Origin of the sequence: uncultured Endozoicomonas sp., from assembly GCF_947495845.1 — a bacterium.
Lineage (GTDB): Bacteria > Pseudomonadota > Gammaproteobacteria > Pseudomonadales > Endozoicomonadaceae > Endozoicomonas.
In genome coordinates this window covers 38,556-61,399 of sequence record NZ_CANMAO010000024.1, presented here as the reverse complement: position 1 = coordinate 61,399, position 22,844 = coordinate 38,556, and the positions used below count along the sequence as shown (strand labels likewise).

At 47.5% G+C, this 22,844-nt stretch carries 19 protein-coding genes and 4 tRNA genes; 21 read left to right on the top strand and 2 right to left on the bottom strand.

Features of this window, described 5'->3' with window-relative positions:
- The first annotated feature begins 194 nt into the window (after positions 1–194).
- Together Q1B11_RS15215 and eutB are read left to right on the top strand one after the other, a co-directional pair.
- Positions 195–1,652, top strand: coding sequence for an ethanolamine ammonia-lyase reactivating factor EutA (locus tag Q1B11_RS15215; RefSeq protein WP_299734179.1), 1,458 nt, complete (start codon positions 195–197; stop codon positions 1,650–1,652).
- 477 nt (positions 1,653–2,129) lie between these two features.
- Positions 2,130–4,553, top strand: coding sequence for an ethanolamine ammonia-lyase subunit EutB (gene eutB / locus Q1B11_RS15210; protein ID WP_299734178.1), 2,424 nt, complete (start codon positions 2,130–2,132; stop codon positions 4,551–4,553).
- A 9-nt stretch (positions 4,554–4,562) separates the two neighbouring features.
- Here the strand turns inward: eutB and Q1B11_RS15205 are convergent, their stop codons facing one another.
- Positions 4,563–6,749 (bottom strand): hypothetical protein, encoded by a 2,187-nt coding sequence (locus tag Q1B11_RS15205; protein ID WP_299734177.1) that lies wholly within the window; start codon positions 6,747–6,749, stop codon positions 4,563–4,565.
- A gap of 663 nt (positions 6,750–7,412) precedes the next feature.
- Between Q1B11_RS15205 and eutH the strand changes: the two genes are divergently transcribed.
- From eutH to Q1B11_RS15175, 6 genes are all read left to right on the top strand, one after another.
- On the top strand, positions 7,413–8,522 hold the full coding sequence (gene eutH / locus Q1B11_RS15200) for an ethanolamine utilization protein EutH (protein WP_299734176.1): 1,110 nt from the start codon (positions 7,413–7,415) through the stop codon (positions 8,520–8,522).
- A 120-nt stretch (positions 8,523–8,642) separates the two neighbouring features.
- On the top strand, positions 8,643–10,103 hold the full coding sequence (gene eutA / locus Q1B11_RS15195; RefSeq protein ID WP_299734175.1) for an ethanolamine ammonia-lyase reactivating factor EutA: 1,461 nt from the start codon (positions 8,643–8,645) through the stop codon (positions 10,101–10,103).
- 10 nt (positions 10,104–10,113) lie between these two features.
- Positions 10,114–10,710: a cob(I)yrinic acid a,c-diamide adenosyltransferase gene (locus Q1B11_RS15190; protein ID WP_299734174.1), complete on the top strand. Its 597-nt coding sequence runs from the start codon at positions 10,114–10,116 to the stop codon at positions 10,708–10,710.
- A 236-nt stretch (positions 10,711–10,946) separates the two neighbouring features.
- The gene (locus Q1B11_RS15185; RefSeq protein WP_366139476.1) at positions 10,947–12,101 is read left to right on the top strand and encodes an iron-containing alcohol dehydrogenase; all 1,155 of its coding nucleotides are present in this window, start codon (positions 10,947–10,949) and stop codon (positions 12,099–12,101) included.
- 282 nt (positions 12,102–12,383) lie between these two features.
- On the top strand, positions 12,384–13,712 hold the full coding sequence (locus Q1B11_RS15180; protein ID WP_299734172.1) for a 4Fe-4S dicluster domain-containing protein: 1,329 nt from the start codon (positions 12,384–12,386) through the stop codon (positions 13,710–13,712).
- A gap of 5 nt (positions 13,713–13,717) precedes the next feature.
- The gene (locus Q1B11_RS15175; protein WP_299734171.1) at positions 13,718–14,266 is read left to right on the top strand and encodes a BMC domain-containing protein; all 549 of its coding nucleotides are present in this window, start codon (positions 13,718–13,720) and stop codon (positions 14,264–14,266) included.
- Between the two features lie 58 nt (positions 14,267–14,324).
- On the opposite strand, the gene Q1B11_RS15170 is transcribed toward Q1B11_RS15175, so the two are convergent.
- A complete protein-coding gene (locus Q1B11_RS15170; protein ID WP_299734170.1) occupies positions 14,325–15,278 on the bottom strand; it encodes a DUF1186 domain-containing protein in 954 nt (317 codons plus the stop codon).
- A 203-nt stretch (positions 15,279–15,481) separates the two neighbouring features.
- Between Q1B11_RS15170 and birA the strand changes: the two genes are divergently transcribed.
- From birA to rplL, 13 genes are all read left to right on the top strand, one after another.
- Positions 15,482–16,459, top strand: a complete 978-nt coding sequence (birA, locus tag Q1B11_RS15165; protein ID WP_299734169.1) for a bifunctional biotin--[acetyl-CoA-carboxylase] ligase/biotin operon repressor BirA — start codon at positions 15,482–15,484, stop codon at positions 16,457–16,459.
- A gap of 8 nt (positions 16,460–16,467) precedes the next feature.
- Entirely contained in the window at positions 16,468–17,193 is a 726-nt protein-coding gene (locus Q1B11_RS15160; RefSeq protein ID WP_299734168.1) for a type III pantothenate kinase, read from the top strand.
- A gap of 11 nt (positions 17,194–17,204) precedes the next feature.
- A complete protein-coding gene (locus Q1B11_RS15155) occupies positions 17,205–17,900 on the top strand; it encodes a hypothetical protein (RefSeq protein WP_299734167.1) in 696 nt (231 codons plus the stop codon).
- 141 nt (positions 17,901–18,041) lie between these two features.
- Positions 18,042–18,125 (top strand) — tRNA-Tyr (locus tag Q1B11_RS15150).
- Between the two features lie 97 nt (positions 18,126–18,222).
- Positions 18,223–18,296 (top strand) — tRNA-Gly (locus tag Q1B11_RS15145).
- A 72-nt stretch (positions 18,297–18,368) separates the two neighbouring features.
- A tRNA-Thr gene (locus Q1B11_RS15140) sits at positions 18,369–18,444 on the top strand.
- 146 nt (positions 18,445–18,590) lie between these two features.
- A tRNA-Trp gene (locus tag Q1B11_RS15135) sits at positions 18,591–18,666 on the top strand.
- Between the two features lie 55 nt (positions 18,667–18,721).
- Entirely contained in the window at positions 18,722–19,090 is a 369-nt protein-coding gene (gene secE / locus Q1B11_RS15130; RefSeq protein WP_299734166.1) for a preprotein translocase subunit SecE, read from the top strand.
- A 12-nt stretch (positions 19,091–19,102) separates the two neighbouring features.
- Positions 19,103–19,636 (top strand): transcription termination/antitermination protein NusG, encoded by a 534-nt coding sequence (nusG, locus tag Q1B11_RS15125; protein ID WP_067516531.1) that lies wholly within the window; start codon positions 19,103–19,105, stop codon positions 19,634–19,636.
- 214 nt (positions 19,637–19,850) lie between these two features.
- Positions 19,851–20,285 (top strand): 50S ribosomal protein L11, encoded by a 435-nt coding sequence (rplK, locus tag Q1B11_RS15120; RefSeq protein ID WP_067517280.1) that lies wholly within the window; start codon positions 19,851–19,853, stop codon positions 20,283–20,285.
- On the top strand, positions 20,285–20,980 hold the full coding sequence (rplA, locus tag Q1B11_RS15115) for a 50S ribosomal protein L1 (RefSeq protein WP_299734165.1): 696 nt from the start codon (positions 20,285–20,287) through the stop codon (positions 20,978–20,980). Before rplK ends, rplA begins: the two co-directional genes overlap by 1 nt.
- A gap of 299 nt (positions 20,981–21,279) precedes the next feature.
- On the top strand, positions 21,280–21,810 hold the full coding sequence (rplJ, locus tag Q1B11_RS15110; RefSeq protein ID WP_299734163.1) for a 50S ribosomal protein L10: 531 nt from the start codon (positions 21,280–21,282) through the stop codon (positions 21,808–21,810).
- Between the two features lie 96 nt (positions 21,811–21,906).
- Positions 21,907–22,278 (top strand): 50S ribosomal protein L7/L12, encoded by a 372-nt coding sequence (gene rplL, locus Q1B11_RS15105; protein WP_299734161.1) that lies wholly within the window; start codon positions 21,907–21,909, stop codon positions 22,276–22,278.
- Positions 22,279–22,844: the final 566 nt, after the last annotated feature.

Genomic DNA, 22,844 nt, shown 5'->3' with positions numbered 1-22,844 from the left:
AGTTCGTCGATGTTGGTTTGTTTGAAATTATGCAATCTGACCAAACTTCCGTTTTATGGAAAATCTAAAGTCGAGTTCAGAGGTGAAAAATACTGGCTATAAAGTGGCTAAAATCTGTTTGGTATTTAGAAACTCTGAAGTAAAGTAATTGTCAGTTAACCTGTTGTTAAGCCATTACTTATCTCGTTCCTTTCATGTTTAGATACTTTCAAGGTAATCAATCCGTCCTGATGATTGGTCTCGATTTTGGTTCCACGACCAGTCGGGCCATGGTTGCCTGCGCACATCTTGAGCGCAATCCGGTCAGCGAAAGAATGGAGCTGGGCGAGCCGGAGTTACTCTACCGATCAAAAGCCATTTTGACGCCATTTGAACATGGCAAGCTGTGCCCGGAACGTATTGATCAGTGTATCGACCGTTGGCTTCTTGAAAGTGGTATTGATACGGAGCAGCTTTTCTCCGGCGGTGCTATTGTTACCGGACTCGCGGCAGAAAAAGAAAACGCACACATCATTGCCCGTTCCGTCCGCGAGAAGGTGAGTCATGCCATCGTCGCAACTGCAGATGACCCGTGCATGGAGTCATGGTTGGCATTTATGGGGAATAGTTTGAAACTTTCCCGGGCTAATGCGGAAGTGCCAGTGATTAACCTGGATATTGGCGGTGGAACCACTAATCCTGCTCTTGGCATAGACGGCAATGTACTATCATCCGGCAGCTACTACATCGGTGCCCGTCATTTTCAGTTTGAGCCGGGGACTTATCGCCTGCTTGAGATATCTAACCATGGTGAGCAACTGCTGAAGCAATTGAATCTGGTGCTTCGGCCTGGTGAGGAATGTAGCCCGGAAAGCATTGAGCGTATTGTCAGTTACTATGTGCAGGGGCTTGAAGCCATTGTATCCGGAGATCAGGGCTGGTTTGACACCGATGTTGGTAAGCCTCTGTGTCAGGTCGCTTTTCAAGCGAACCTTCCTGAGACAGCAAGCAGAACAACAAGTGCAGCCATCATTTTTTCCGGTGGTGTTGGAGAGTTGCTTTATCAATACTCACAGACAGAATCGTTACCCGGTACCACAGCCTTTGGTGATCTGGGTGTTGATTTGTGCAAGGGGATTGCACAATCAGAGATTCTGAGTCGCAGTGTGACCCGCTTTGTTCCGGAATATCAGGGACGCGCGACCGTGTATGGGTTGGCTCTGCACAGTGCCGAGCTTTCCGGCAACACCCTCTATATGCCAAACCCCGAACAACTACCGGTAAATGATCTGCCCATCGTCGCACGATTGGCGCTTGATGCGGATGAAGAGAGTATTACGCAGTCTATTCAACTGGCTCGTAAAACCAATAGTGGTGGTTGCATTCGGATCATGTTGAAGAATGACAATTACCCGGGTTTTAAAGAGTTGAAGCTTTTTGGTGAACGCTTTGCGTCGGTTCTCGAGTCGGTGAACTTTCCCGAAGCGTTGCCATTATTGCTGCTAGTGCCTAAAGACTTTGGTAAGGCCATTGGCAGTTATGCGAGCCGTTGGGGAAAGTTGCCTATCAATTTGATGGCGGTTGATGAAGTTCCCGATCGGAAGGCGGGTTTTGTCAGTCTCGGAAAAGTGAAAAACTTTGTTATTCCCGTCTACTTTTACGGTATGCATTGAAAGTTGTATAAAAGCTTAGGATTTATCCTTAGGGGAGAGGCAATAAAGAATTTACCAGCCACCCGTCATTCCCACGCAGGTGGGAATCTACCACGAACAGTGGATCCCCGCCTTCGCGGGGATGACGATGGGATGAAATTGAATACCTCTCCCCTTAAATAACTTGACCATTTTGAACTCGGTTTCCGTTCATCCTGAGGCTTGTCGAAGGATGTTGCCACCGGACTTCGACAGCTCAGCCCGAACGGTATCTGGTAAAATGTGAGAGTTATTTCGTGACAATTCCTTAACCCATTCATAGACCGCGTATTTCTACGGAATGTAATTCTCGCCTATTTGTAGTCATATATACGGCTCGGTATTTTCTGACAAAAATGATCATTGATATCGCTGATCAAATCAGCAAACACCATTTAAAATCATGCCAGACCATACCGGGTGTCCTGTAAGGCGATGCTGTAAGGTGAAGTAATAACTATGCCCAAACCCATGATGACCCCTCTGGACCAGATTCTGGTTCCTTCTGTCAAAACGGATGAAATCTACCGAACTCGGGTCATTGGGCAGGACTTCAGCTTTACTGGCTTAAAAGCACTATTGGGGGCGGCAGGCTTTCATACCAGCGGTGATCAGATTGCCAATCTTGCGGTAGAAACTGAAGTCAGTCGAGAGGCTGCACGAGCCATTTTATCCGATTTAAGTCTGCAGCATTTCTATGATCGACCATTGCCCAATGATCATGGTGAGATAGACGACATTATGCGCGTCAATTATGACATTGATCTGGCCATATTTGATGAAATGGCCATGATGACGGTGGGTGAGTTGAAAGATTGGATTCAAAAAGCATCCGGCCCTCAGATCAAGCGTGCTGGTAAAGGTTTGACTGGCGTGATGATCTCGGCGGTAACCAAGCTGATGAGTGTGCACGATATGGTGTACAACGCCCGCAAAATTGAGTGCGCAACTCAGGCGCGAACCCACCTTGGTTTATCGGGCTCATTATCGACCCGAATTCAACCCAACCATCCCACCGATGATTTGAATGCGATTACTGCCCTGACCTGGATGGGGTTGTCCATGGGCAATGGTGATTTGCTGATTGGTTTGAACCCTGCAGACGACACGGTGGATAACATCGGTGCCTGCTTGCTCCATCTGGATAAAATACGACGCCAGACAGGTGCGCCAACCCAGGTGTGTGTGCTTTCTCATATCCGAACCCAGTTGGCGTGCCTGGAAGAAGGTGCACCACTGGAGATTCTCTTTCAGTCTCTGGCCGGTACAGATTCAACTCTGCGTGAAGCCTTTGATGTGACGGTGCCTTATCTTGATCATGCCTGGCAGGTGATGAAAGAAAAGGGCGTTCTCAATAAACATCAGTTTATGTATTTTGAGACAGGGCAGGGCAGTGAGATCAGTTACGGCAAGCACTGCGGCATTGATATGTCCACAGCGGAGGCGCTGTCGTACGGCTTATGTCGTCGTTATGACCCGTGCATGGTCAACAGCGTAACGGGTTTTATTGGCCCGGAAACTCATAAAGACAGTTTGCAGATCATCTATGCCAATCTTCAGGATCTGTTTATGGGCAAAGTGATGGGTCTGCCCATGGGCGTGTCCCCTTGTTTTACACTTCACGCGGATGCTTCCAGCGAAGGTCAGGAGATTGCGGTTGAGTTGCTCACCGTAGCGGGCGCTAACTACTTTATGGATATCTACATGGGCGTGGATCGTATGCTGGCTTATGCGGATACCAGCGGGCATGACGATCAGACCATTCGTGAAATCCATAACCTGAAGCCGTCACCGGAGTTTTATCACTGGGCTTTGGAGAAAGGCATTTTCAAAGAGTCCCGCGATGGGCAAATCGCCCGTGGTCCAAACTGGGGCAATCCCGGTATTTTTGCGGAATCCAATCAAGCCTGGAAAGATCTGATCAGTCGAGTACCCATGTGTTATGGCACCACCAATGCCGGGCCAAGAATGTCCAACCATGTGAATCGGAAATTAAAGCAGAATATTGCAGTTGCCCGGGCGGCGGCAAAAAGTAAGCTTCGATTTGATGAGTTGGAAGAGATCGACTTCCGCTTGATTCGTTCTCAAGCCAATAATATTGAACGACACCATGCTGATCCAGATGCGGGTTCTCGCCTGTGTGAAAAAACAAAAAGTCACCTGCAAGCAGAAAACCGGGATATTCAGATTCTGATTACCGACGGGCTTAGTGCCGAGGCGGTGCATCAGAACATTAATGAACTGTTACCAGTACTTGAAGATGGTTTACGCAGCCATGGTTATTCTCTTGGGCAAACCATGATAGCGCCCCATGGTCGTGTGAAACTTTCTGAAGATATTGCCAAAACAGTCAATGCCAGAATGGTGATTGTGTTGCTGGGGGAAAGGCCTGGGGCGGATGGCAAATCTTCCCGTAGTCTTTCAGGGTATCTGGTTTACCGTTTGGATGATCCGGAAGCACGACAGCAGGCGGCTGAATTCAGCAAGATTAAAGATATCGAATTTGAAAATACCGTAGTGCCGAATATCTATTATGGCGGAATTCCTCCTATGGAAGCAGGCTCCCTGATTGCCGAGCGGGCGATGCAGATTATGGATAATAAGGCAGCGGGGAATCGCTTGAATGCGATTCTTGGTAGTCGCATGGGGTTATCCGATGCGGTTCGTGAAAGCAAAGTAGAGTCTACAAAAACCGCCAGTAGCATTCGTGTGCATGACTTCTTAGGGCAGAAGTCTATTTCAGAAGCCGATGTGATGATGCTTTTGCACTGGGGCGTGAAAGAAATTTTGTTGAGCCAGAGAACCATTATTTCCCCTCTGGCTGGGGATTTGCTGAAACATGAAGGGATTAAGCTTAGGTATAATGACAGCCTGACAAAATAAGTTAGGGCGTTATTGATCAGAGTCCGACCTTACGGGTTTAGAAATAGAGCCAGGCTCTGGAAATGGTGGATTGGAATCCAGATCGACATTAACCCCAACGCCGAACAGGCATTCTACCAGAGCCTGATGCCAGGTTGAACAGGGATACCCGTGACTCCCACCCCTGACCTCATCTGTTTTTAAATGGAGATTGAAGCAAAGTCCATACCTGCTAGTCGTGTGTGAAATATCCAGTGTGACTACTTTCCCCTTAGAAAAGGCTGCTTTTAGTGACTCGAGTAACTGACGCCCCCTAACGGAATTTGGCATGTAGTGTGTAAAGTCCTTGTAGCGGTTAACGATAGGTCTACCTCCGAATGATGCGGGAGCCTCAAAGTTAAATTCGACAACGATAACCCCCTGACCTTCATCCTCCTTAGCAATATGTGACAGGTGCGGAGCATCTTCTATAGACCAACTCATACGCCCGCCGATGCACTCTTCGGCTGTTGGTTTGCTCAGAGCCTGAGTGGCGTGAGTATGGCAGTCCGGATGTCTGAAGGTTTCATTTGGAAGTTTGATATTTGCAGTGTCATTCCTATCGCATGAACACAGGCAAACATCACAGTTGGTATTTGCAGGTGTGTCGTTACTCGCAGAAGTACTTTTTGAGGTAGACGGCTCGCCGGCGTTTTGCAACAAGCTAGTATGTGTGGCCGTTTTCGGTGCACTGATTCTGGATGTTGAAGAAGTGGAAACTGTGTCCATCGCAGCACGAGCTGAGTAAACCTCCGTATTATCAAGTAATGTATAAATTGATTCTGAGGTGGTGCATTCGCTTTGCCGAGGCGGAGCGTAGGTAATAGCAAACATCTGATTTTCATAATGACGATTGTTATCAGCATTATCATAAAATAATGGCTTAACTCGGATGTACTGCCCTGACATGTTTTTGATGTAATACTTGGCTTCGGTATTCTTATTTCTTGCAGATGCTATATCAGGATTTAATTCTTTTGAATATCGGTACACATCAGAAAAACAGGATTGACCATTTAAGTGATCTGTTACCAGTTTATTGGGTAGGTTGGTTAGTTGGTGTAAGGGGATGGATAAAACTGTTTTTTGTATGAATTGATTTGACACGATTTCAGTGGGCGAAAAGACAAGCGCTGCTTTGGTTGTTAACGTTTTGTCGAAGACTTTGATTTTCTCAATGAGTTCCGGCTTTTTAATTAACGATATGCGTCGGTTGTTACTACGATGATGAGTGCACCCGATAAATGGGTGATTAATTTCAGAGTTCCTGTAATTTTCATATAAATGGAAGGGGAAGGTGCTTGGTTCGATTTGTAGGTTTTTACCATTCTGTCTGGTCGTGATTTCTATCATGAGCCCGCCATTATGTGGGATGTACCCTTTAGCAACAGAGACATCTTCCGAGGTGTACAGGCCTTTGCCGCATTGAGTGCACTCTTGGTTTACATTCTCGATATTAAATGCGGGGTTGCCTAGTTTGTGGGTTTTAGCCCTGTTTTGCTCATAATAACTACCGCCCCGATACAGTAATCTAGAGGGTCTCTGAAGCAGACCATTCTTTATTAGGTTTTCAACGGTATCGATTTCAGCCTTAGAATCATGTTTGGTAACGAGCTCTATTAAATGTGGCAACTGGCTGCAATCAAATTTAGGTTGAGTGTAGTGTTCCTGATAATAGGTTTTGGTGAACTTATAAAAAATACAAGAGATACTTTCCCTTGCAAAGCATATGATCTCATCTTCTGATTGTTGGAAAATATCTTGGCTGTTGTCAGAGTTGTTATTATCTCTGTGGCTGATCGAGTAATCTGATATAATTTTATCGGTAATGACTTCTACAAAAAACGCTTTCTTATCGGATTCCTCCAGCTGAATCTCTGTGAGGTTTTTGCTTACAATACTTCGTATTTTTTCAATTGATAGAGTCGGCTTTGTGAGAAGCATAGGGAGAGATTTAATTTTTTTAACGCCATGATCATGAAGATCTTTAAAGTATTCATAGACAGATTTTGTATCTTTATTGAGGTCGGTCATACCCTTGGGGATAAGGGTATAATTTTCAATACCCACTACTCTCCCTTTAAAAGAATAAAGCGCTTTTTCTTCATCATTCAAGAAGAAACCATCTTCTTCCACGGTATCAAGTTTTGAAAGAATAGTGTTTATAGCTTCTAGCATGGCGAAATCAATATATTCAAATAGTTTGTTGTGATGGGTAGTAAATCAAAAAAATATTAGTAAGGAGAGAATGTTTAACCTTTGAATTGATACAGTATTCCTTTCAAGTATTCAATGATCTACTTACCTAAGACCATCTACCAAGCAGTAAGTTCAAAATTTTAGCTCTTTTGAAAAAACGAGAGGTTATGGTGTCCTGATTTTTATTGATTAGGGTCAATTAATTGAATGCTGGATGACTTGCGTCAGGTCATTATCCCTCTCCTGAGCTACTGGTAGCCTTCCTTCAACTGATACGCCGCTCGGAAACCATGAACTTTCCCGTCTTCCGGCTGTCATTTCAGAATCATTATACCAATCGTGCTTTCTAAGTGCCGACATGAGCATGGTGATATAAGCGCCAGGACAAGGCGGAATGACGAGTAATAGCAGGGCTATTGCGAGGAGTTCCAACGTAGGACAGGTGCTTATACCCAAAGGATTTCAAGCTGCTACGCGGCGGCAAGTGAGTGAATCCCCGTGAGCTTACAAATAGTAGGTGATCGGGGTGAGTGAACGCTGCCAACAAAGTAGCAACTTGAAAGGCGACGGGTATATATCACCAGCGCAATCGCGTAATTAGAAAGGTCGGTTGGTATCAGTTGTTGCAGTTGCGAGGAAGTCATGAGTATTAACGACATTATTCTGTACATAATGGTGGGTTTCATGGTGCTGGGCGCCGTGGATAAAATTCTGGGTAACCGCTGGGGTTACGGCGAGAAGTTTGAAGAAGGCTTTATGGCCATGGGTGCACTGGCACTGGCCATGATTGGTGTTGTGTCACTGGCACCTGTATTGAACACCGTTCTCAGCCCGCTGGTTTCTCCGCTTTATGAAGCTCTGGGTGCTGATCCAGCCATGTTCGCTGGTACTCTGCTGGCTAACGACATGGGTGGCTATCCGCTGGCACAGGCAATGACAACAGATGCTGACGTCGCCAACTTCTCTGGCCTGATTCTGGGCGCCATGATGGGACCAACCATCGTGTTCACTATTCCAGTGGCACTGGGCATCATCAGCAAAGAAGATACTCAGTATCTGGCTCGTGGCGTTCTGATTGGTTTGACCACTGTTCCTGTTGGTTCTCTGGTAGGCGGTTTGATCGCTGGTTATGACGTCAGCATGATCGTTGTAAACCTGTTGCCTATTGTTGTAGTTGCCGGGGCAATTGCTGCGGGTCTGAAAATTGCACCTGCTGCCATGATTCGTGGTTTCGAAGTCTTCGGTAAGGGTGTTGTTATTCTGATCACCATTGGTCTGGCGGCTATCGTGATTGAAACGCTGACCGGCTTTGTTGTGATTCCAGGCATGGCGCCCATTTCTGACGGCGTATCCACTGTTGGTCATATCTCTATTGTTCTGGCGGGTGCGTTCCCAATGGTTCACTTCATCACTACCAAGCTGAACAAGCCGCTGATGGCGATGGGTCGTGCGATTGGTATGGGTGAGACTGCGGCTGCAGGCCTGGTTGCTACTTTGGCAAACAACATTGCCATGTTCAACATCCTGAAAGACATGGATAACCGCGGCAAGATCATCAACGTTGCGTTCGCCGTCAGTGCTTCTTTCGCACTGGGTGATCACCTGGGCTTCACTGCCGCTGTGAACAGTGACATGATCGCTGCCATGGTTGCCGGTAAGCTGGTGGGTGGTGTGACTGCTTTGATTATCGCGATTCTGGTGACGAAAGACATGGCAGAGCCAAAGGCTGCTATGAACGCCAAGCACGCTTAATTCTCCTTAGAGTGTTGTCATTCGTGGCAGCACTCTTTTTATACGTCTGTTTTAGTTTATCTATTCTGCCATAGTTCAAAATGGACAAACTCAAGCAGATGCCTCTACAACGGAGCAGCCATGCGCGAAGAAATTCTCAGTGCCGGCATTGATATTGGTACGTCAACCACGCAGTTGGTGTTTACCCGAATGTTTTTGGAGAACGTTTCTCCGGGAGCGATGATTCCCAAAGTTGAGATTGTTGACCGAGAAGTTATTTATAGAAGTCAGGTGTATTTAACGCCTTTGCTATCGCCCACGATGATTGACGCCGATCAAGTGCGTCAGCTCATGGAGCAGGAATTTATCAAGGCAGGCATAAACGCCAAAGATATTGATACTGGCGCCGTGATCATTACCGGTGAAACCGCCCGTAAAGAAAATGCACGACAAGTTGCTGATGCTTTAAGCCTTCTGGCTGGCGATTTCGTAGTCGCAACCGCAGGGCCGGATCTGGAAAGTATTATTTCTGGTAAAGGTGCGGGTGCAGCAAAGCAGTCATTCGATAAGAACACCATTGTCGCTAATTTGGACATTGGTGGCGGCACGACCAACATTGCGACTTACGATGTGGGTGAAGTGATCGATACCACCTGTCTGGATATTGGTGGTCGTCTGATCAAGTTTGAAAAGGGCGGTACAGAAGTTACCTACATTTCTGAAAAATGGTCAGAGATGACCCGTCGCATGGGTATGCCGGTGACAGTGGGTGATCACCTGAACCGCAACCAGATTGATCGCATTGTTGATCGAATGGTCGCCATTCTTGAAGAAGTCATGGGGCTGAAACCGGCCAGTGCGGATCTTGAATTTCTGGTCGGTCGTGGTACCAGTAATTTGCACCGAAATTATCAGCTGGATCAGATCTGTTTTTCTGGCGGTGTTGCCGTTCATGTGTATGATCAGGAACCTTCGGCAACGGATTATCAGTATGGTGATCTGGGTGTGCTCCTTGGTCGTGCTATACGTCAGTCGCCGCTTTTTACGCAGTTGTCTGTTTTTGATGCGGTAGAGACCATTCGAGCGACGGTGATTGGTGCAGGCTCCCATGCCACGGATATCAGCGGTAGCACCATCAATTTCTCGAGGGATGTTTTCCCCATCAAAAACGTGCCTGCCCTACGCCTGACAACGAAAGACGAAGGGCTTCCTGCCAAAGAGCTGGCAGCCACGATTCGGGAAAAGCTGTCCTGGTTTGATTTGGAAACCGGCTCTCAACACGTCGCACTGTCGCTTCAGGGGGCAAAGAATCCTGACTTTCAATATGTGCAGGAACTGGCGGCCATCATTATTGAAGGCATGGAGGCAATGATTCAGTTGCCACAACCTTTGATTGTGATTGTGGAAGAAGACATTGGTAAGGTGCTTGGGCAAAGCATCGAAGCGCTCTTAAAGCGTAAAAACGAATTGAACGACGCCAAAGACGTGATTTGCATCGACAGCATTACCGTCAAAGACGGTGACTACATTGATATTGGCAAACCACTGGCGGATGGCAAGGTATTGCCTGTGATTGTGAAAACATTGGTGTTTGGGTATTGAGGGCTTTCTTATGTCAAAAGAGATGTCAGAACAGGAACACAACCGACTGTCCAAAATCTACACCCGAACCGGGGATAAAGGCACCACCGGGCTGGGCGACCAACGACGGGTATCCAAAGCCCATGCCCGAATAGAAGCCATCGGCGCTGTTGATGAATTGAATACCTGGATGGGGCTGCTGATCAGTGAGTTGAAAGAGGCTCAGATCATGCGTCATCGACTACAAAAGCCCCTGGAAAACATTCAGCATCGGCTGTTTGATCTGGGGGGCGAGCTTGCTATGCCGGGCTATCAGCTGATTCAGGAATCCTTTGTGACGGATCTTGAGCATTTGCTGGATGAATTAAACGACAATTTGCCAGCACTGACAAATTTTATTCTACCTGGTGGTTCCCGCCTGACCTGCAACTGTCATATGGTGCGAACCATCTCCCGTAGAGCTGAACGCAGAGTGATCGCTGCTAAAGAAGCGGGTGAAGAGATTAATGCGCCGCTGATGCAGTACCTCAATCGACTGTCGGATTTAATGTTTGTTCTGGCCAGAGTGGTTGCCAGGCAGTCCGGTGGTGAGGTGCTCTGGCAGCAGTCTGAAAAGCAAAGAATTTAATGAGTAACTTTTAGGGTAATGCGGTGAAAAAGCAATTGATCCGTGAGTCAAACCTGCAGTCATTTTGTCAGGGGAATACGCTTTATCTGCAACCGGGCTATATTTTATCGCCGGGTGCGCTGGATAAGGCTCGTGATCTGGGCATCAAGGTTTGTCGCAATGATGAGGCTGCTGGTAATGAGTCGATCGGTAATGAGCATCCTTCTGCTGTAGTAGCTGAGTTTGCATCACAAGCAATGTCTGCAGGGCATGAATTTATCATGCCTCGTCAAAGCCTTCTGGGCTTTGGTTGTTTGAATAAGGGCATTGAGCGTCTGAAATCATTGAATTGTAAAAAAGTTCTGGTGGTAACAGACGCGGTGTTGAATCAAACCGGACTGGTTGGCTCCGTGACTGACCGGTTCTCTGCCAGAGGTATTGTTTCGGTCGTTTATGACGGTACGCAGCCAAACCCGACAACGACCAATGTCAGTGAAGGGCTTTCCATCTTAAATCGTCATCAGTGTGACGCTGTCGTTTCCCTTGGCGGTGGTTCACCCCACGACTGCGCCAAAGCCATTGCATTACTGGCAACCAATGGCGGCGAAGTGGCGGACTACGAAGGTGTGGATAAATCCACACACCCTTGTCTGCCACTGGTCGCTATTAATACGACAGCCGGTACTGCATCTGAAATGACTCGTTTCTGCATCATAACCAATGAGCAGAGCCATATTAAAATGGCCATTGTTGATCAGAATGTGACGCCAGCCATTGCGATTAATGATCCGGAATTAATGCTGGGAATGCCTGCCAGTTTGACGGCGGCAACAGGGATGGATGCACTGACTCATGGGGTTGAAGCGTTTCTGTCGTCCAGTGCCAGCCCGGTTACCGATGCGGTAGCCAGTAAAGCTATTAAGCTGGTGGCGGAATACCTGCCCCGTGCCGTAAAAGACGGAGCTGACCGGGAAGCTCGAGAACAAATGGCTTATGCCCAGTACATGGCGGGCATGGCGTTTAACAGTGGTGGTTTGGGTTATGTGCATGCCATGGCTCACCAGTTAGGTGGCGTTTATGGTTTGCCGCATGGTGTCTGTAATGCGGTGCTGCTTCCTCATGTCATGATGTACAACCTGGCTACCAGTGCTGAGAAATTGTCTGACATCGCCCGTTATATGGGTTGTGACGTATATGGTATGGATGCCCATGATGCTGCTGTTCTAGGCATAAAAGCAGTCTGTAAATTGCTGCTGGAAGTGGGTGTGCCAGGTGGGCTTTCTGAGCTTGGCGTTAAGGCAGAAGATATTCCTCTGATGGCCATCAATGCTTTACGAGATGCCTGTGCAGCGACCAATCCAAGGCAGGGCACTCAGGCAGAAATTGAGCAGATTTTTAAGAATGCTCTTTGATCTTTAGGCCTTTATATAATGCAGGTCAGTAACCTGCAGGGTTGCCGACATATTCGCGTCATACATCGTCGGTAATTCTTTCAGAATTACCGACGATGTTACCTCTCATTCAATTTTAAAAACTGATTCAAATCAATTCAGAAAAAACACATCTTATTGATTTGGTGCAGATATCGTCTCACTGAGCACTGATATTATGTGATCACTTTTTATTATCGATGTTGTGCGAAGTGTTTCTACGTATAAATGTTTCGCTTTTTCTTTCCCTGTTCCGGAAATACCATGGATTTAGTTGAACTTGTCCGACAGGCCGGAGTGGTTGGTGCTGGTGGCGCCGGTTTTCCTACTCATGTCAAATTAAACGCAGAAGCGGAATACCTGATCATTAACGCTGCGGAGTGTGAACCACTGCTGCAAACGGATCAGTTCCTGATGCGTGAGCGTACTGCAGAATTGATTGGTGGGATTTTGCTGGCTAAGCGTCAGATTAAAGCCACAAAAGCCGTCATTGCTGTAAAGGGTAAATACGCTCAGGAAGTGGCCTGCCTGAAAGAGACCATTACTCGCCTTGAGGCCGATGTTGAAATTCATGACCTGCAGAACTTTTACCCTGCCGGTGATGAACAGATGACTGTATTTGAAGTCACTGGTCGTTCAGTGCCACCGGGCGGTATTCCACTGAATGTGGGCTGCGTGGTTTCAAACGTGATGACCATGATTAATGTCTTTGAAGCCAGCCAGAATATTCCGGTGACGGATAAGTACGTTTCGGTTTTGGGTGAGGTTCGTGAGCCAAGACTGATTAAAGTGCCTCTGGGTACACCATTTGAAGCCTGCCTTGAAGCTGCCGGTGGTACCACTATTAGCAATTTTTGCATCATCCGTGGTGGCCCAATGATGGGTGGCGTGGTGAGTCAAGAGCAGCTTTCTGGAATGACCATTGGTAAAACCGATGGCGCGCTGATTGTGATTCCGGCGGATCACTATCTGGTGACCCGTGCGACAGAAACAGAAACCCAGATTATCAATCGTGCCAGAGCCTGTATTCAGTGTGGCTTTTGTACAGAGCAGTGCCCACGCTATTTGATTGGTCATCCACTGCACCCGCACAAAATGATGAAAGCGGTGAAGTACGCAGAAGAGATCAATGAAAGCCATCAGGAAGCGCTACTGTGCTGTGGCTGTGGCGTTTGTGAAATGTATTCCTGCCCGATGGGTATTTCTCCACGCAAGGTGAACTTCTACATCGCCAATAAACTGCGGGAGAAGGGTATTCGTTATCAGCATGACGGCAGTGAAATCATTGCCCGTGATGGTCGTGAATTCAGAAAGGTACCCCCAGCCCGCCTAATCTCTCGTCTGGATTTAAACGACTACGATCATCAGACACTGCACGAATACCGTGAAGTGGCAATGGATGAAGTGTTTGTATCACTGCGTCAGCACATCGGTGCTCCAAGTCAGGCGGTGGTGAGTGTTGGTGATCAGGTAGCTAAAGGGCAGTTGATTGGTGCAACTCCTGAAGGCCAATTGGGCTCAATGATTCATGCCAGCCTTGCTGGTCGGGTTGTGAGTGTTGATGAGCGTCAGGTTGTGATTGCCCGAGGATAATCAGAATGAGTAAAGCATTAGGTCTGCTGGAATTCACCAGCATTGCAAAAGGTATGGAAGCTGCCGACGCCATGACGAAAGCGGCGGATGTGCGACTGGAAGAAGCCAAAACGATTTGTCCTGGTAAATACCTGATCATCGTCTCCGGCGATGTTGCTGCAGTAAAAGCCTCTGTTGAAGTGGGTGAAGATGTGGGTCGTCAGACCATCGTTGATCGCTTGATGATTGCCAATATTCATGAAGAATTGTTGGCAGGGTTGGGTGGCTCAAATGATATCAAGAATGTGAATTCTATTGGTGTCATTGAATTCTTCAGTGTTGCTTCTGCGGTTATCGCGGCGGATGCCGCAGCGAAAGCAGCGGACGTGAAGATGATTGAAGTTCGACTGGCCATGGCTATTGGTGGTAAGTCGTTTATTGTGATGACCGGTGAGTTGTCTGCGGTGAACGCTGCTGTGGATTCTGGCGTAATGGCGTCGAGAGACGCGGGAATGCTGATTGGTAAAACGGTGATTCCTTCTCCGACTAAAGAGTTTTTTCAGAAGCTTCTTTAGTCTGTGAATTCTTTTGTGCTCCTCTGTATCAGCAGGGAGCACAAAATAGACTGCGGAATCAGTGCAAACAACACTTCTTAAACTTCTTGCCACTACCGCAGGGGCAAGGATCATTTCTGCCAACACCAGCTGCTGAGGTATTCATATCAAAAGCGGGTTGTTGCTGATCGGGATGCTTCGGTGTGGTTTGCTGAAGTACCATGTTTTCCATGTTTTTCAGCAAATCATTTTCTTCGCCGGAATAGCAACTCAGCTGTCTGAGCGCACTGGTTGCATCATTTAGATAGCAGTAAAAATCACCTTCATCTTTCATGACGTACTTTTTGATTTTTTCGGGGTCAACGCCGCAGCGTAAAGTCAGTTCATCCAGAGTAATGTAGTAAGTGTCTGCCCACTCTTTTTCGTAGAGATCCTTCAGGGCGGTCATGAACGACTCTGGTTGTGTGTTGTAGCAAGCCTGTACCCAGGCATTCCATACCTGATTCTTTTCATGCTCCAGTGCGTATTCATAGAGCTGGTGGAGGTAGGTGGTCAGTGTTTGCAGTTCAAGGTCGCCCTGCTGGTAACGAACCACCAGTGCACCCAGTGCAGCATCACGAACGTACTCATCGATACTGCTGTTTTCAATGATGGATTGCAGGGGGCGGATATCACCAGGGCATAATGTCGCAAAGATCTGGCTCAGGCGGTCGCACACCACTTCGTCAAAATCATCGCCAATGGGTACGTTCACTTCGGAGCTCATGGAACTGAACAGGTCGACAACCACCGGCCATGCTTTTGCTTCGCGGAACTGGGTCAGCAGGTAGAGAGCGTGAAGCGCAAATCGGCTTTTCGCTGGGGAGCTGCTGCGTTTGTCTTGTATTTTTACGGCGTTAAGTGCATCAAGTAGCAGTGGGGTGATTAATTCTCCCAGACTGACCGCTTCTCTAAGGGCGGCAACAGGCAGTTGGCTGGATACTTGGGAGAGGCTTTTTTTTAGTTTCGAAGCTTCTTCGTTAGAAAGGGGCATGGCCTGCTTATCCAAAAATCGATCAATATAATGAGCGTTAGGATAGACGTTCGTTGCAGGAATAAATAGTCTACTCTGGCTAATGTCGCTAACTTGGGTGGTATGCGGCAGAAATCACATTTTCAACTAATGACAGAATTCCCGGTTCGTTTTGTCTGCGAGCTGAACTATTCTGTGCAGCCTTCTGGTGGTCCGAACGTTCAATGGAAGAATTACTGAATTTGCTGGCGGATGGTCGCTTTCATTCCGGTGAGGAGCTAGGGGAGTCCCTTGGCGTAAGCCGGGCTGCCGTGTGGAAGAAAATAAAATCCCTGGAGACGTTGGGTTTGACCCTTGATTCCGTAAAAGGTCGTGGCTACCGGTTGCATCCGGGTGTTGAGTTACTGAGCCAGGAAAAGATTGTCGATTATCTGGATGTTGACACGGCAGCATCGGTAAAAGTGCAGGCTCTGCTGGAGACAACCTCTACCAATGATCGGGTGCGGGATATCATTGTCGATCGCCCTGGTTTAAAGGCAGTGTGTCTGGCGGAGTACCAAAGTGGTGGGCGTGGTCGTCGTGGCAAAGTTTGGAATAATCCCTTTGGCTCGAACATATGCCTTTCTTTGCGCTGGTTTATTAATGAAGGGATGGCGTCTCTGGAAGGGCTAAGTCTGGCTGTTGGGGTGTCGGTGGTAAAGGCGCTGGAATCATGCGGTGCCAGTCATCTTAAGCTGAAATGGCCGAACGATGTGCTCTGGCAGTCCGAAAATGGTTATCAGAAGCTCAGTGGTATTTTGCTGGAGGTTCATGGCGACCCTACCGGTGAGTGTGAAGTCATTATTGGTATTGGTATTAATGTAGCGCTGACCAATGAGCAAATAGAGAACATTGGTCAGCCCGCGGTGGATATGACACGGATCTGCGGTAAGGCGGTGAGCCGGAACAGAATTGCCGGAACCGTTATAAATGAGCTGAGTCACATGCTGGATGGTTTTGGCAAAAGCGGATTTGCTGCGTTTCGCGAGCAGTGGCTGGCTTATGATGCATTTGCTGGCAGAAAAGTCATGCTCGATGCATCGGGCAAAAAAGTCGCGGGCATTGCCAGCGGTGTTAATCAGCATGGCGCGCTGTTGCTGGAGAATGCGGATGGGATGTTGGCTTATAGCGGCGGTGAAGTGTCTCTGCGGGAACAGGTTTAGAAGGTGGTATGAGAATACTTGAACTGGACTCTGGTAATACCCGGTTGAAATGGCGGCTGCGTGACGCTGGCGACATTTTGTCTCGCGGAGTGATTGATAATGATAGCGATGTTCAGGGTGAGGTTTCGGGTTTGCTGAAACAGCTTGCACCTGTGCATCAGGCGAGATTGGCTATTGTCTCTGGTCAGGAACGGCTTGAGATGTTGCGTCAGGTTATTGAGGCTCAGTCAGGCATTCCATTATCCGTTGTTAAGGTCAGGGATGGCCGGCTTGGCTTATCATTGGCTTACACGACAATAGGTGTCGATCGCTGGCTGGCGATGCTGGCGGCTCATCATTCATCTGCTGAAGAACATAAGGCGAAAACCAAGCTGGTGGTTAGTTGTGGCACTGCTATGACGGTTGATGTCGTTAGTGAGGGTGTTCATCAGGGTGGCTTTATTTTGCCTGGTCTTCAATTGATGAAAAAGGCGCTAAGCACATCGACAGCACAGCTTGAACTAATAGAGGTGACAGCTTCTGGGATTACACCGGGGAAGAACTCCGCCGATTGTATCAATAATGGTGTTCTGGCTATGGCGTCCGCAATGATTAATGCCCAGGTTGATCGTTATCCGGAGGCGATCGTCTGTCTTACCGGTGGCGATGGTGAGTTGCTGAGCCGCTTTGTTAGTGGCGAATGGGAGTATCGGCCGGAACTGGTTATGGATGGAATAGCGTTAGCGTTTGATTAAATGAGAGAGAAATGCGCTGGATTGTATTGCTGTTGGTTTTTCTGAATGTTGGATATTTTGCCTGGGGCTTCTATAAAGAATCCAGAGCAGACTATCGCTTGTTGGAAACAGGTTTTAATTATGAAGATAGCGCCGGTGGACGACTGGTATTGCTGTCTGAAATGATGGAGCAAGAGAAGCCTGGACAGGAAGCGCCCTCCCATCTTGATATTTCTGGTGGATCAGACGGCGAATGTCTTTTTGTCGGCCCGTTTGATAGCCCGTTAGAAGTGGATGCAATAAAGCAGCAATTGTTTTCCATGGGGGTGGATAGCCGGGAGCGGGCGGATGCTACGAGCGAAATACAGGACTATTGGGTGCACATCCCACCCTTGCCCAGCAGAGTGGCTGCCGCTCGAATGTTGAGAGAGTTGCACGCGCAGAAAATAGACAGCTTTGTTATCACTTATGGTGAATTGGATAACGGTATTTCTTTAGGACTGTTTTCTAAAAAGGAATATGCGGAATCAGTACGGCGTCGTTTATCTGATACTGGTTATACTGTGAAAATTAAAGAGCTGTCCCATTCGCCGGAGCAATGGTGGCTGGAGATGGATTCTGCAGTTGATGAAAAGCTCGGTGCAGACTTCTGGGAGCAAATGTCCAGCCGCTATCCGGATGCGAAAAAACGAAAAAAGAACTGCAAAAGCATTGCAACGGAAGAATAGTTTCAATAGTATACGCCTCGCGCTGAGGGAGACAGTCACCGAGTCGAAAGAGACGGATTAAACGCTTTTGAGAAAAAGCTTAATCAACAAAAACGACAGGGTTGACAAGAAAAGCTTCCTGAATACAATAGCGCAGCATCGGGTGGGGTTCCCGAGTGGCCAAAGGGATCAGACTGTAAATCTGACGCGAAAGCTTCGCTGGTTCGAATCCAGCCCCCACCACCAGATTCTTTAAAGTAGAATGTAGAATCAAATCTTGAATTAAGGTTCAAAATCTGTTTTTCTTCTGTTTGCTGCTTGAAAAAGTTTGGAAAAATTTGATGCGGGTATAGTTCAACGGTAGAACCTCAGCCTTCCAAGCTGATGATGCGGGTTCGATTCCCGCTACCCGCTCCAATATTTTTTAAAATCTTTGCGAAAGATTCTTGTTAGAAATTCTTGAAAAAGGATTTCTTGTTGATAGATTGTGCTCTTATAGCTCAGTTGGTAGAGCGCATCCTTGGTAAGGATGAGGTCACCGGTTCAACTCCGGTTAAGAGCTCCATTTTAATAATGGGTTTGATAGAGACGCCAGTCTCTATTTTTGTAAGTGTTACGCATTATTACACTTACATGAGCCGGCGGGCTTTTCACGATGACGGAACATGATTATAATCCGACACCTGTGAAAGTTTGGGTTGGTAGATTTTTAGGCCAGTAGTTCAATTGGTAGAGCACCGGTCTCCAAAACCGGGGGTTGGGGGTTCGATTCCCTCCTGGCCTGCCACTTCCGATGATCAAGCTCTTACTCTGAGCGAATCTTAATAGAGAAAATCAATCTGATGAGTGGAAATTCTGAAATTGCGGCTACGGGTCGTCTAGATGGTCTCAAGTGGGGCCTTGCGGCGGTTCTGGTCGCTATTGGCGTTTACGGTAACTATTATTTCTCCTCTGAATCACTCTTTCTGAGAGTTGCAGGTCTGCTGGTTCTTGCAGTTGTTGCTGGGTTTGTTGCTCTGCAAACTGTCAAGGGTGATGCATTCTGGACGCTGCTCAAGGATGCCAAAACCGAGATTCGCAAGGTTGTCTGGCCCTCACGTCAGGAGACTGTGCAAACCACGCTGGTAGTGGTTGCTGTCGTTCTGGTTATGGGTCTTATTTTGTGGGGGCTCGATTCTCTGCTAGGCTGGATGGTCAGCAGCCTGATTTAATAGGGACAAGACATGGCGAAACGTTGGTATGTAGTTCATGCCTACTCCGGTTACGAGAAGCAGGTGTTACGTTCATTGAATGAGCGCATCAAGCTTCATGGCATGGAAGATTTATTTGGTGAAGTTCTGGTTCCTACAGAAGAAGTTGTAGAAATTAAGAACGGACAAAAGCGTAAAAGTGAGCGCAAATTCTTCCCTGGCTACGTTCTCGTCCAGGTTGAGATGAATGATGACTCCTGGCACCTTATTAAAGAAACGCCGCGAGTTCTGGGCTTTATTGGTGGAACGCCAGAAAAGCCGGCTGCAATCACTGAGAAAGAAGCGGATGCCATTCTTCGTAGAATGGAAGAAGGTGTTGAGGCGCCAAGACCTAAGACGTTGTTTGAGCCAGGTGAAATGGTTCGGGTGGTTGATGGTCCGTTTGCTGATTTCGATGCGCGTATTGAAGCGGTTAATTATGACAAGAACAGTTTGCAGGTTCTGGTTATGATTTTTGGGCGTGAGACTCCGGTTGAGTTGACGTTCGGAAGTGTAGAAAAAGTTTAAGTCGCTTTTTCTCGACAGCCTCGTTGATCCTGTTTATGGGTTGCGGGGCTTTGTTTTATGATGAATATTCATCTTAAGTATTTTTGCGCTGGCGGTTTCGGGAAGTTTTCTGTAAACTGCTGCGCTTTGTAATCGGGTAGCCGTGGATTTGATGGGTTCTTCCTGGCCTAAGGAAGAGTTTGTTAATGAGGCAGTGACCCAAGTTGAGGTTAAAATGGCCAAGAAAGTACAAGCTTATATTAAGCTTCAAGTGCCTGCTGGACAGGCAAATCCTTCTCCACCTGTTGGTCCTGCTCTGGGTCAGCACGGTGTGAACATCATGGAATTCTGTAAGGCATTCAACGCCAGCACCCAGAAAATGGATGCCGGTATGCCAATTCCTGTTGTTATTACTGTTTACAGTGATCGCAGTTTCACCTTCGAAACCAAAACTCCGCCTGCTTCTGTTCTTCTAATGAAGACTCTGAAGCTGAAGAAAGGTTCTGGTCGTCCAAACACTGAGAAGGTTGGTACTGTGACTCGCGAGCAACTGCTTGAAGTTGCCAAGATCAAAGAACCTGATCTGACTGCTGCTGACGAAGATGCCGCTATCCGTACTATCGCTGGCTCCGCTCGTTCCATGGGTCTGAATGTGGAAGGAGTTGAGTAATGGCTAAAATGTCCAAGCGTGCAAAACTGATTGCAGAAAAGATTGAGTCTACTAAAGCGTATAGCTTTGAAGATGCTGCAAGCCTGCTGAAAGAGCTTTCTGGCGTTAAGTTCAAAGAAACTATCGAAGTTTCTGTGAACCTGGGCGTTGATCCTCGTAAATCTGATCAGGTTGTTCGTGGCTCTACTGTTCTGCCAAACGGAACTGGTAAAGACGTTCGCGTAGCTGTGTTCACCCAGGGTGCTAACGCTGAAGCCGCTAAAGAAGCTGGTGCTGAAATCGTTGGTATGGATGATCTGGCTGAGCAAGTTAAAGCTGGTCAGATGGACTTCGACGTAGTTATCGCTTCTCCGGATGCGATGCGTGTTGTTGGTCAGCTGGGTCAGATTCTTGGTCCACGTGGCCTGATGCCTAACCCTAAAGTTGGTACTGTAACCCCTAACGTTGCTGAAGCGGTTAAGAACGCTAAAGCGGGTCAGGTCCGTTTCCGTACTGATAAGAACGGTATCATTCACGCTGGTGTTGGTAAGATCGACTTCGAAGCGGCTGCTCTGAAGCAGAACGTTGAAGCTCTGGTCGCTGACCTGAAGAAGCTGAAGCCGGCTTCCAGCAAAGGTGTTTACGTGAAGAAAGTTACCCTGTCCTCTACTATGGGTCCAGGTCTGACTATCGACATGTCTTCCCTGACTGCGTAAGCAGTAAAAAGAATTACTGAGATCTGGTTTTTCGGGTCTCTGATCAGTCGGTTGACTGATTGCAAAAGACTTTGGGGTCTCCGTTTATGACGGGGGCTGTCAAAGATCGTAGGTGTTGGACGTTGTGCCTGTTAAGTCAGGAGTCTTTTTTCGAAAGGGCTTAAAAGCGGAAGGCTTAATTTCCTGCGTAGACGGTGAACATGCTTAGTGCATATACCCTCACCGTATTGTAAGTGCTTAATGGTTCGTTTTTTTAAATGTTTCGTTAAGTGTAACTTCATACTATTGGAGTAAAGCCCATGGCGTTAGGACTCGAAGACAAGAAGGCGATTGTCGCCGAAGTCAGCGAGGCTGCACAAAGCGCTCTGTCGGCTGTAATCGCGGACTACCGCGGTCTGACCGTAGGTCAGATGACTTCCTTGCGTAAGCAGGCTCGTGATGGTGGCGTCTACCTGAAGGTAGTTCGTAACACACTGGCTAAGCGCGCAGTTGAAGGTACTGAGCTTCAGTGTCTGCAGGAAGTGCTGGTAGGCCCTACTGTGCTTGCTTTCTCTATGGAAGATCCAGGCTCCGCCGCGCGCGTGATGCAGGAATTTGCCAAAGAGAATAAAGAGTTGGAAATCAAAGCGCTGTCCGTTTCTGGTCAGCTGCTGGGTGCGGAGCAGATTGATGTTCTGGCCAAGCTCCCAACTCTGGATCAAGCTCGCGCAATGCTGATGAGTGTAATGATCGCACCGGTAACCAAGCTGGCAAGAACTCTGAACGAGATTCCTACCAAGGTTACCCGTGTCGTGGCAGCTGTTGCCGACGAGAAAAAGAAAGCCGCTTAATTCTTTTCGAATTGGTTTTCTATTTTTTGCTTAAACAAATTTACTGGGTTGCTCTATTAAAAGGGCGCTCATTAGAAAATATTTGGAGATATAGAGATGGCTCTGTCCAAAGAAGATATCCTGAACGCGATCGCTGAAATGTCTGTAATGGACGTTGTTGAACTGGTTTCCGCTATGGAAGAGAAGTTCGGCGTTTCTGCTGCTGCTGCTGTTGCTGCTGCTCCAGTTGCTGCTGCCGCTGCTGCTGTTGAAGAACAGACTGAATTCGACGTAATTCTGACTGAAGCTGGCGACAAGAAAGTAAACGTAATCAAGGTAGTACGTGCTGCTACTGGCCTGGGTCTGAAAGAAGCTAAGGCTGTTGTAGACGGCGCTCCTGCTCCTCTGAAGGAAGGCGCTTCTAAAGAAGAAGCTGAAGACCTGAAGAAGCAGCTGGAAGAAGCTGGCGCTAAAGTAGAAATCAAGTAATTTCTAAAAAAGCGTTGCATAATCTCGAGTCTGTTGCATAATGGGCTCGTGTGGCTGGTGCCTGTAAAGGCGCCGGCCTTTTTTCCGTTGTATGAGCTATATCGTCTGAGTAACAATATTTGCGCACAACGTCTGAGTCATGCTGTGAATCCTTTATCTCCGAAAAGCCGGTTTGGCTTGATGGGGAGTTTTGTGCTTTCAGTATGCTGGATTTTTGCGTGGAAGGTAGTTGCAAAGAGGGTGTTGTTCAGGGCGGTTTGATGCGACATGAAATCAAATCAGCAGGTCATGCTGAGGATTTGCAGTCCCAGATAGTAGGCGTTGCCAGAAATTTCAATACCACTTCTCTTAAAGCTGTGAGATGATGGTAGGTTACGGTGAATAGTCCGGATTGCGATGGTTCATTATCGTGTTAAAGAGTCGCCTGACAAAGATTTGCTGATTGATATCGCATCAATTAGCCCAGTAATACCGCTTTCGTTGCTTTGCGCGATGTTGGCGGTTTTGCTGTGAAAGCAGGAATGAAAAATTGAACAATTGTTCTTTTTTCAGGGCTTTATTGAAAG

Bases quoted from the DNA above. Each gene is read 5' to 3' on its own strand.
- Q1B11_RS15215 (WP_299734179.1), top strand. From the start codon at position 195: ATGTTTAGATACTTTCAAGGTAATCAATCCGTCCTGATGATTGGTCTC.
- eutB (WP_299734178.1), top strand. From the start codon at position 2,130: ATGCCCAAACCCATGATGACCCCTCTGGACCAGATTCTGGTTCCTTCT.
- Q1B11_RS15205 (WP_299734177.1), bottom strand. From the start codon at position 6,749: ATGCTAGAAGCTATAAACACTATTCTTTCAAAACTTGATACCGTGGAA.
- eutH (WP_299734176.1), top strand. From the start codon at position 7,413: ATGAGTATTAACGACATTATTCTGTACATAATGGTGGGTTTCATGGTG.
- eutA (WP_299734175.1), top strand. From the start codon at position 8,643: ATGCGCGAAGAAATTCTCAGTGCCGGCATTGATATTGGTACGTCAACC.
- Q1B11_RS15190 (WP_299734174.1), top strand. From the start codon at position 10,114: ATGTCAAAAGAGATGTCAGAACAGGAACACAACCGACTGTCCAAAATC.
- Q1B11_RS15185 (WP_366139476.1), top strand. From the start codon at position 10,947: ATGTCTGCAGGGCATGAATTTATCATGCCTCGTCAAAGCCTTCTGGGC.
- Q1B11_RS15180 (WP_299734172.1), top strand. From the start codon at position 12,384: ATGGATTTAGTTGAACTTGTCCGACAGGCCGGAGTGGTTGGTGCTGGT.
- Q1B11_RS15175 (WP_299734171.1), top strand. From the start codon at position 13,718: ATGAGTAAAGCATTAGGTCTGCTGGAATTCACCAGCATTGCAAAAGGT.
- Q1B11_RS15170 (WP_299734170.1), bottom strand. From the start codon at position 15,278: ATGCCCCTTTCTAACGAAGAAGCTTCGAAACTAAAAAAAAGCCTCTCC.
- birA (WP_299734169.1), top strand. From the start codon at position 15,482: ATGGAAGAATTACTGAATTTGCTGGCGGATGGTCGCTTTCATTCCGGT.
- Q1B11_RS15160 (WP_299734168.1), top strand. From the start codon at position 16,468: ATGAGAATACTTGAACTGGACTCTGGTAATACCCGGTTGAAATGGCGG.
- Q1B11_RS15155 (WP_299734167.1), top strand. From the start codon at position 17,205: ATGCGCTGGATTGTATTGCTGTTGGTTTTTCTGAATGTTGGATATTTT.
- secE (WP_299734166.1), top strand. From the start codon at position 18,722: ATGAGTGGAAATTCTGAAATTGCGGCTACGGGTCGTCTAGATGGTCTC.
- nusG (WP_067516531.1), top strand. From the start codon at position 19,103: ATGGCGAAACGTTGGTATGTAGTTCATGCCTACTCCGGTTACGAGAAG.
- rplK (WP_067517280.1), top strand. From the start codon at position 19,851: ATGGCCAAGAAAGTACAAGCTTATATTAAGCTTCAAGTGCCTGCTGGA.
- rplA (WP_299734165.1), top strand. From the start codon at position 20,285: ATGGCTAAAATGTCCAAGCGTGCAAAACTGATTGCAGAAAAGATTGAG.
- rplJ (WP_299734163.1), top strand. From the start codon at position 21,280: ATGGCGTTAGGACTCGAAGACAAGAAGGCGATTGTCGCCGAAGTCAGC.
- rplL (WP_299734161.1), top strand. From the start codon at position 21,907: ATGGCTCTGTCCAAAGAAGATATCCTGAACGCGATCGCTGAAATGTCT.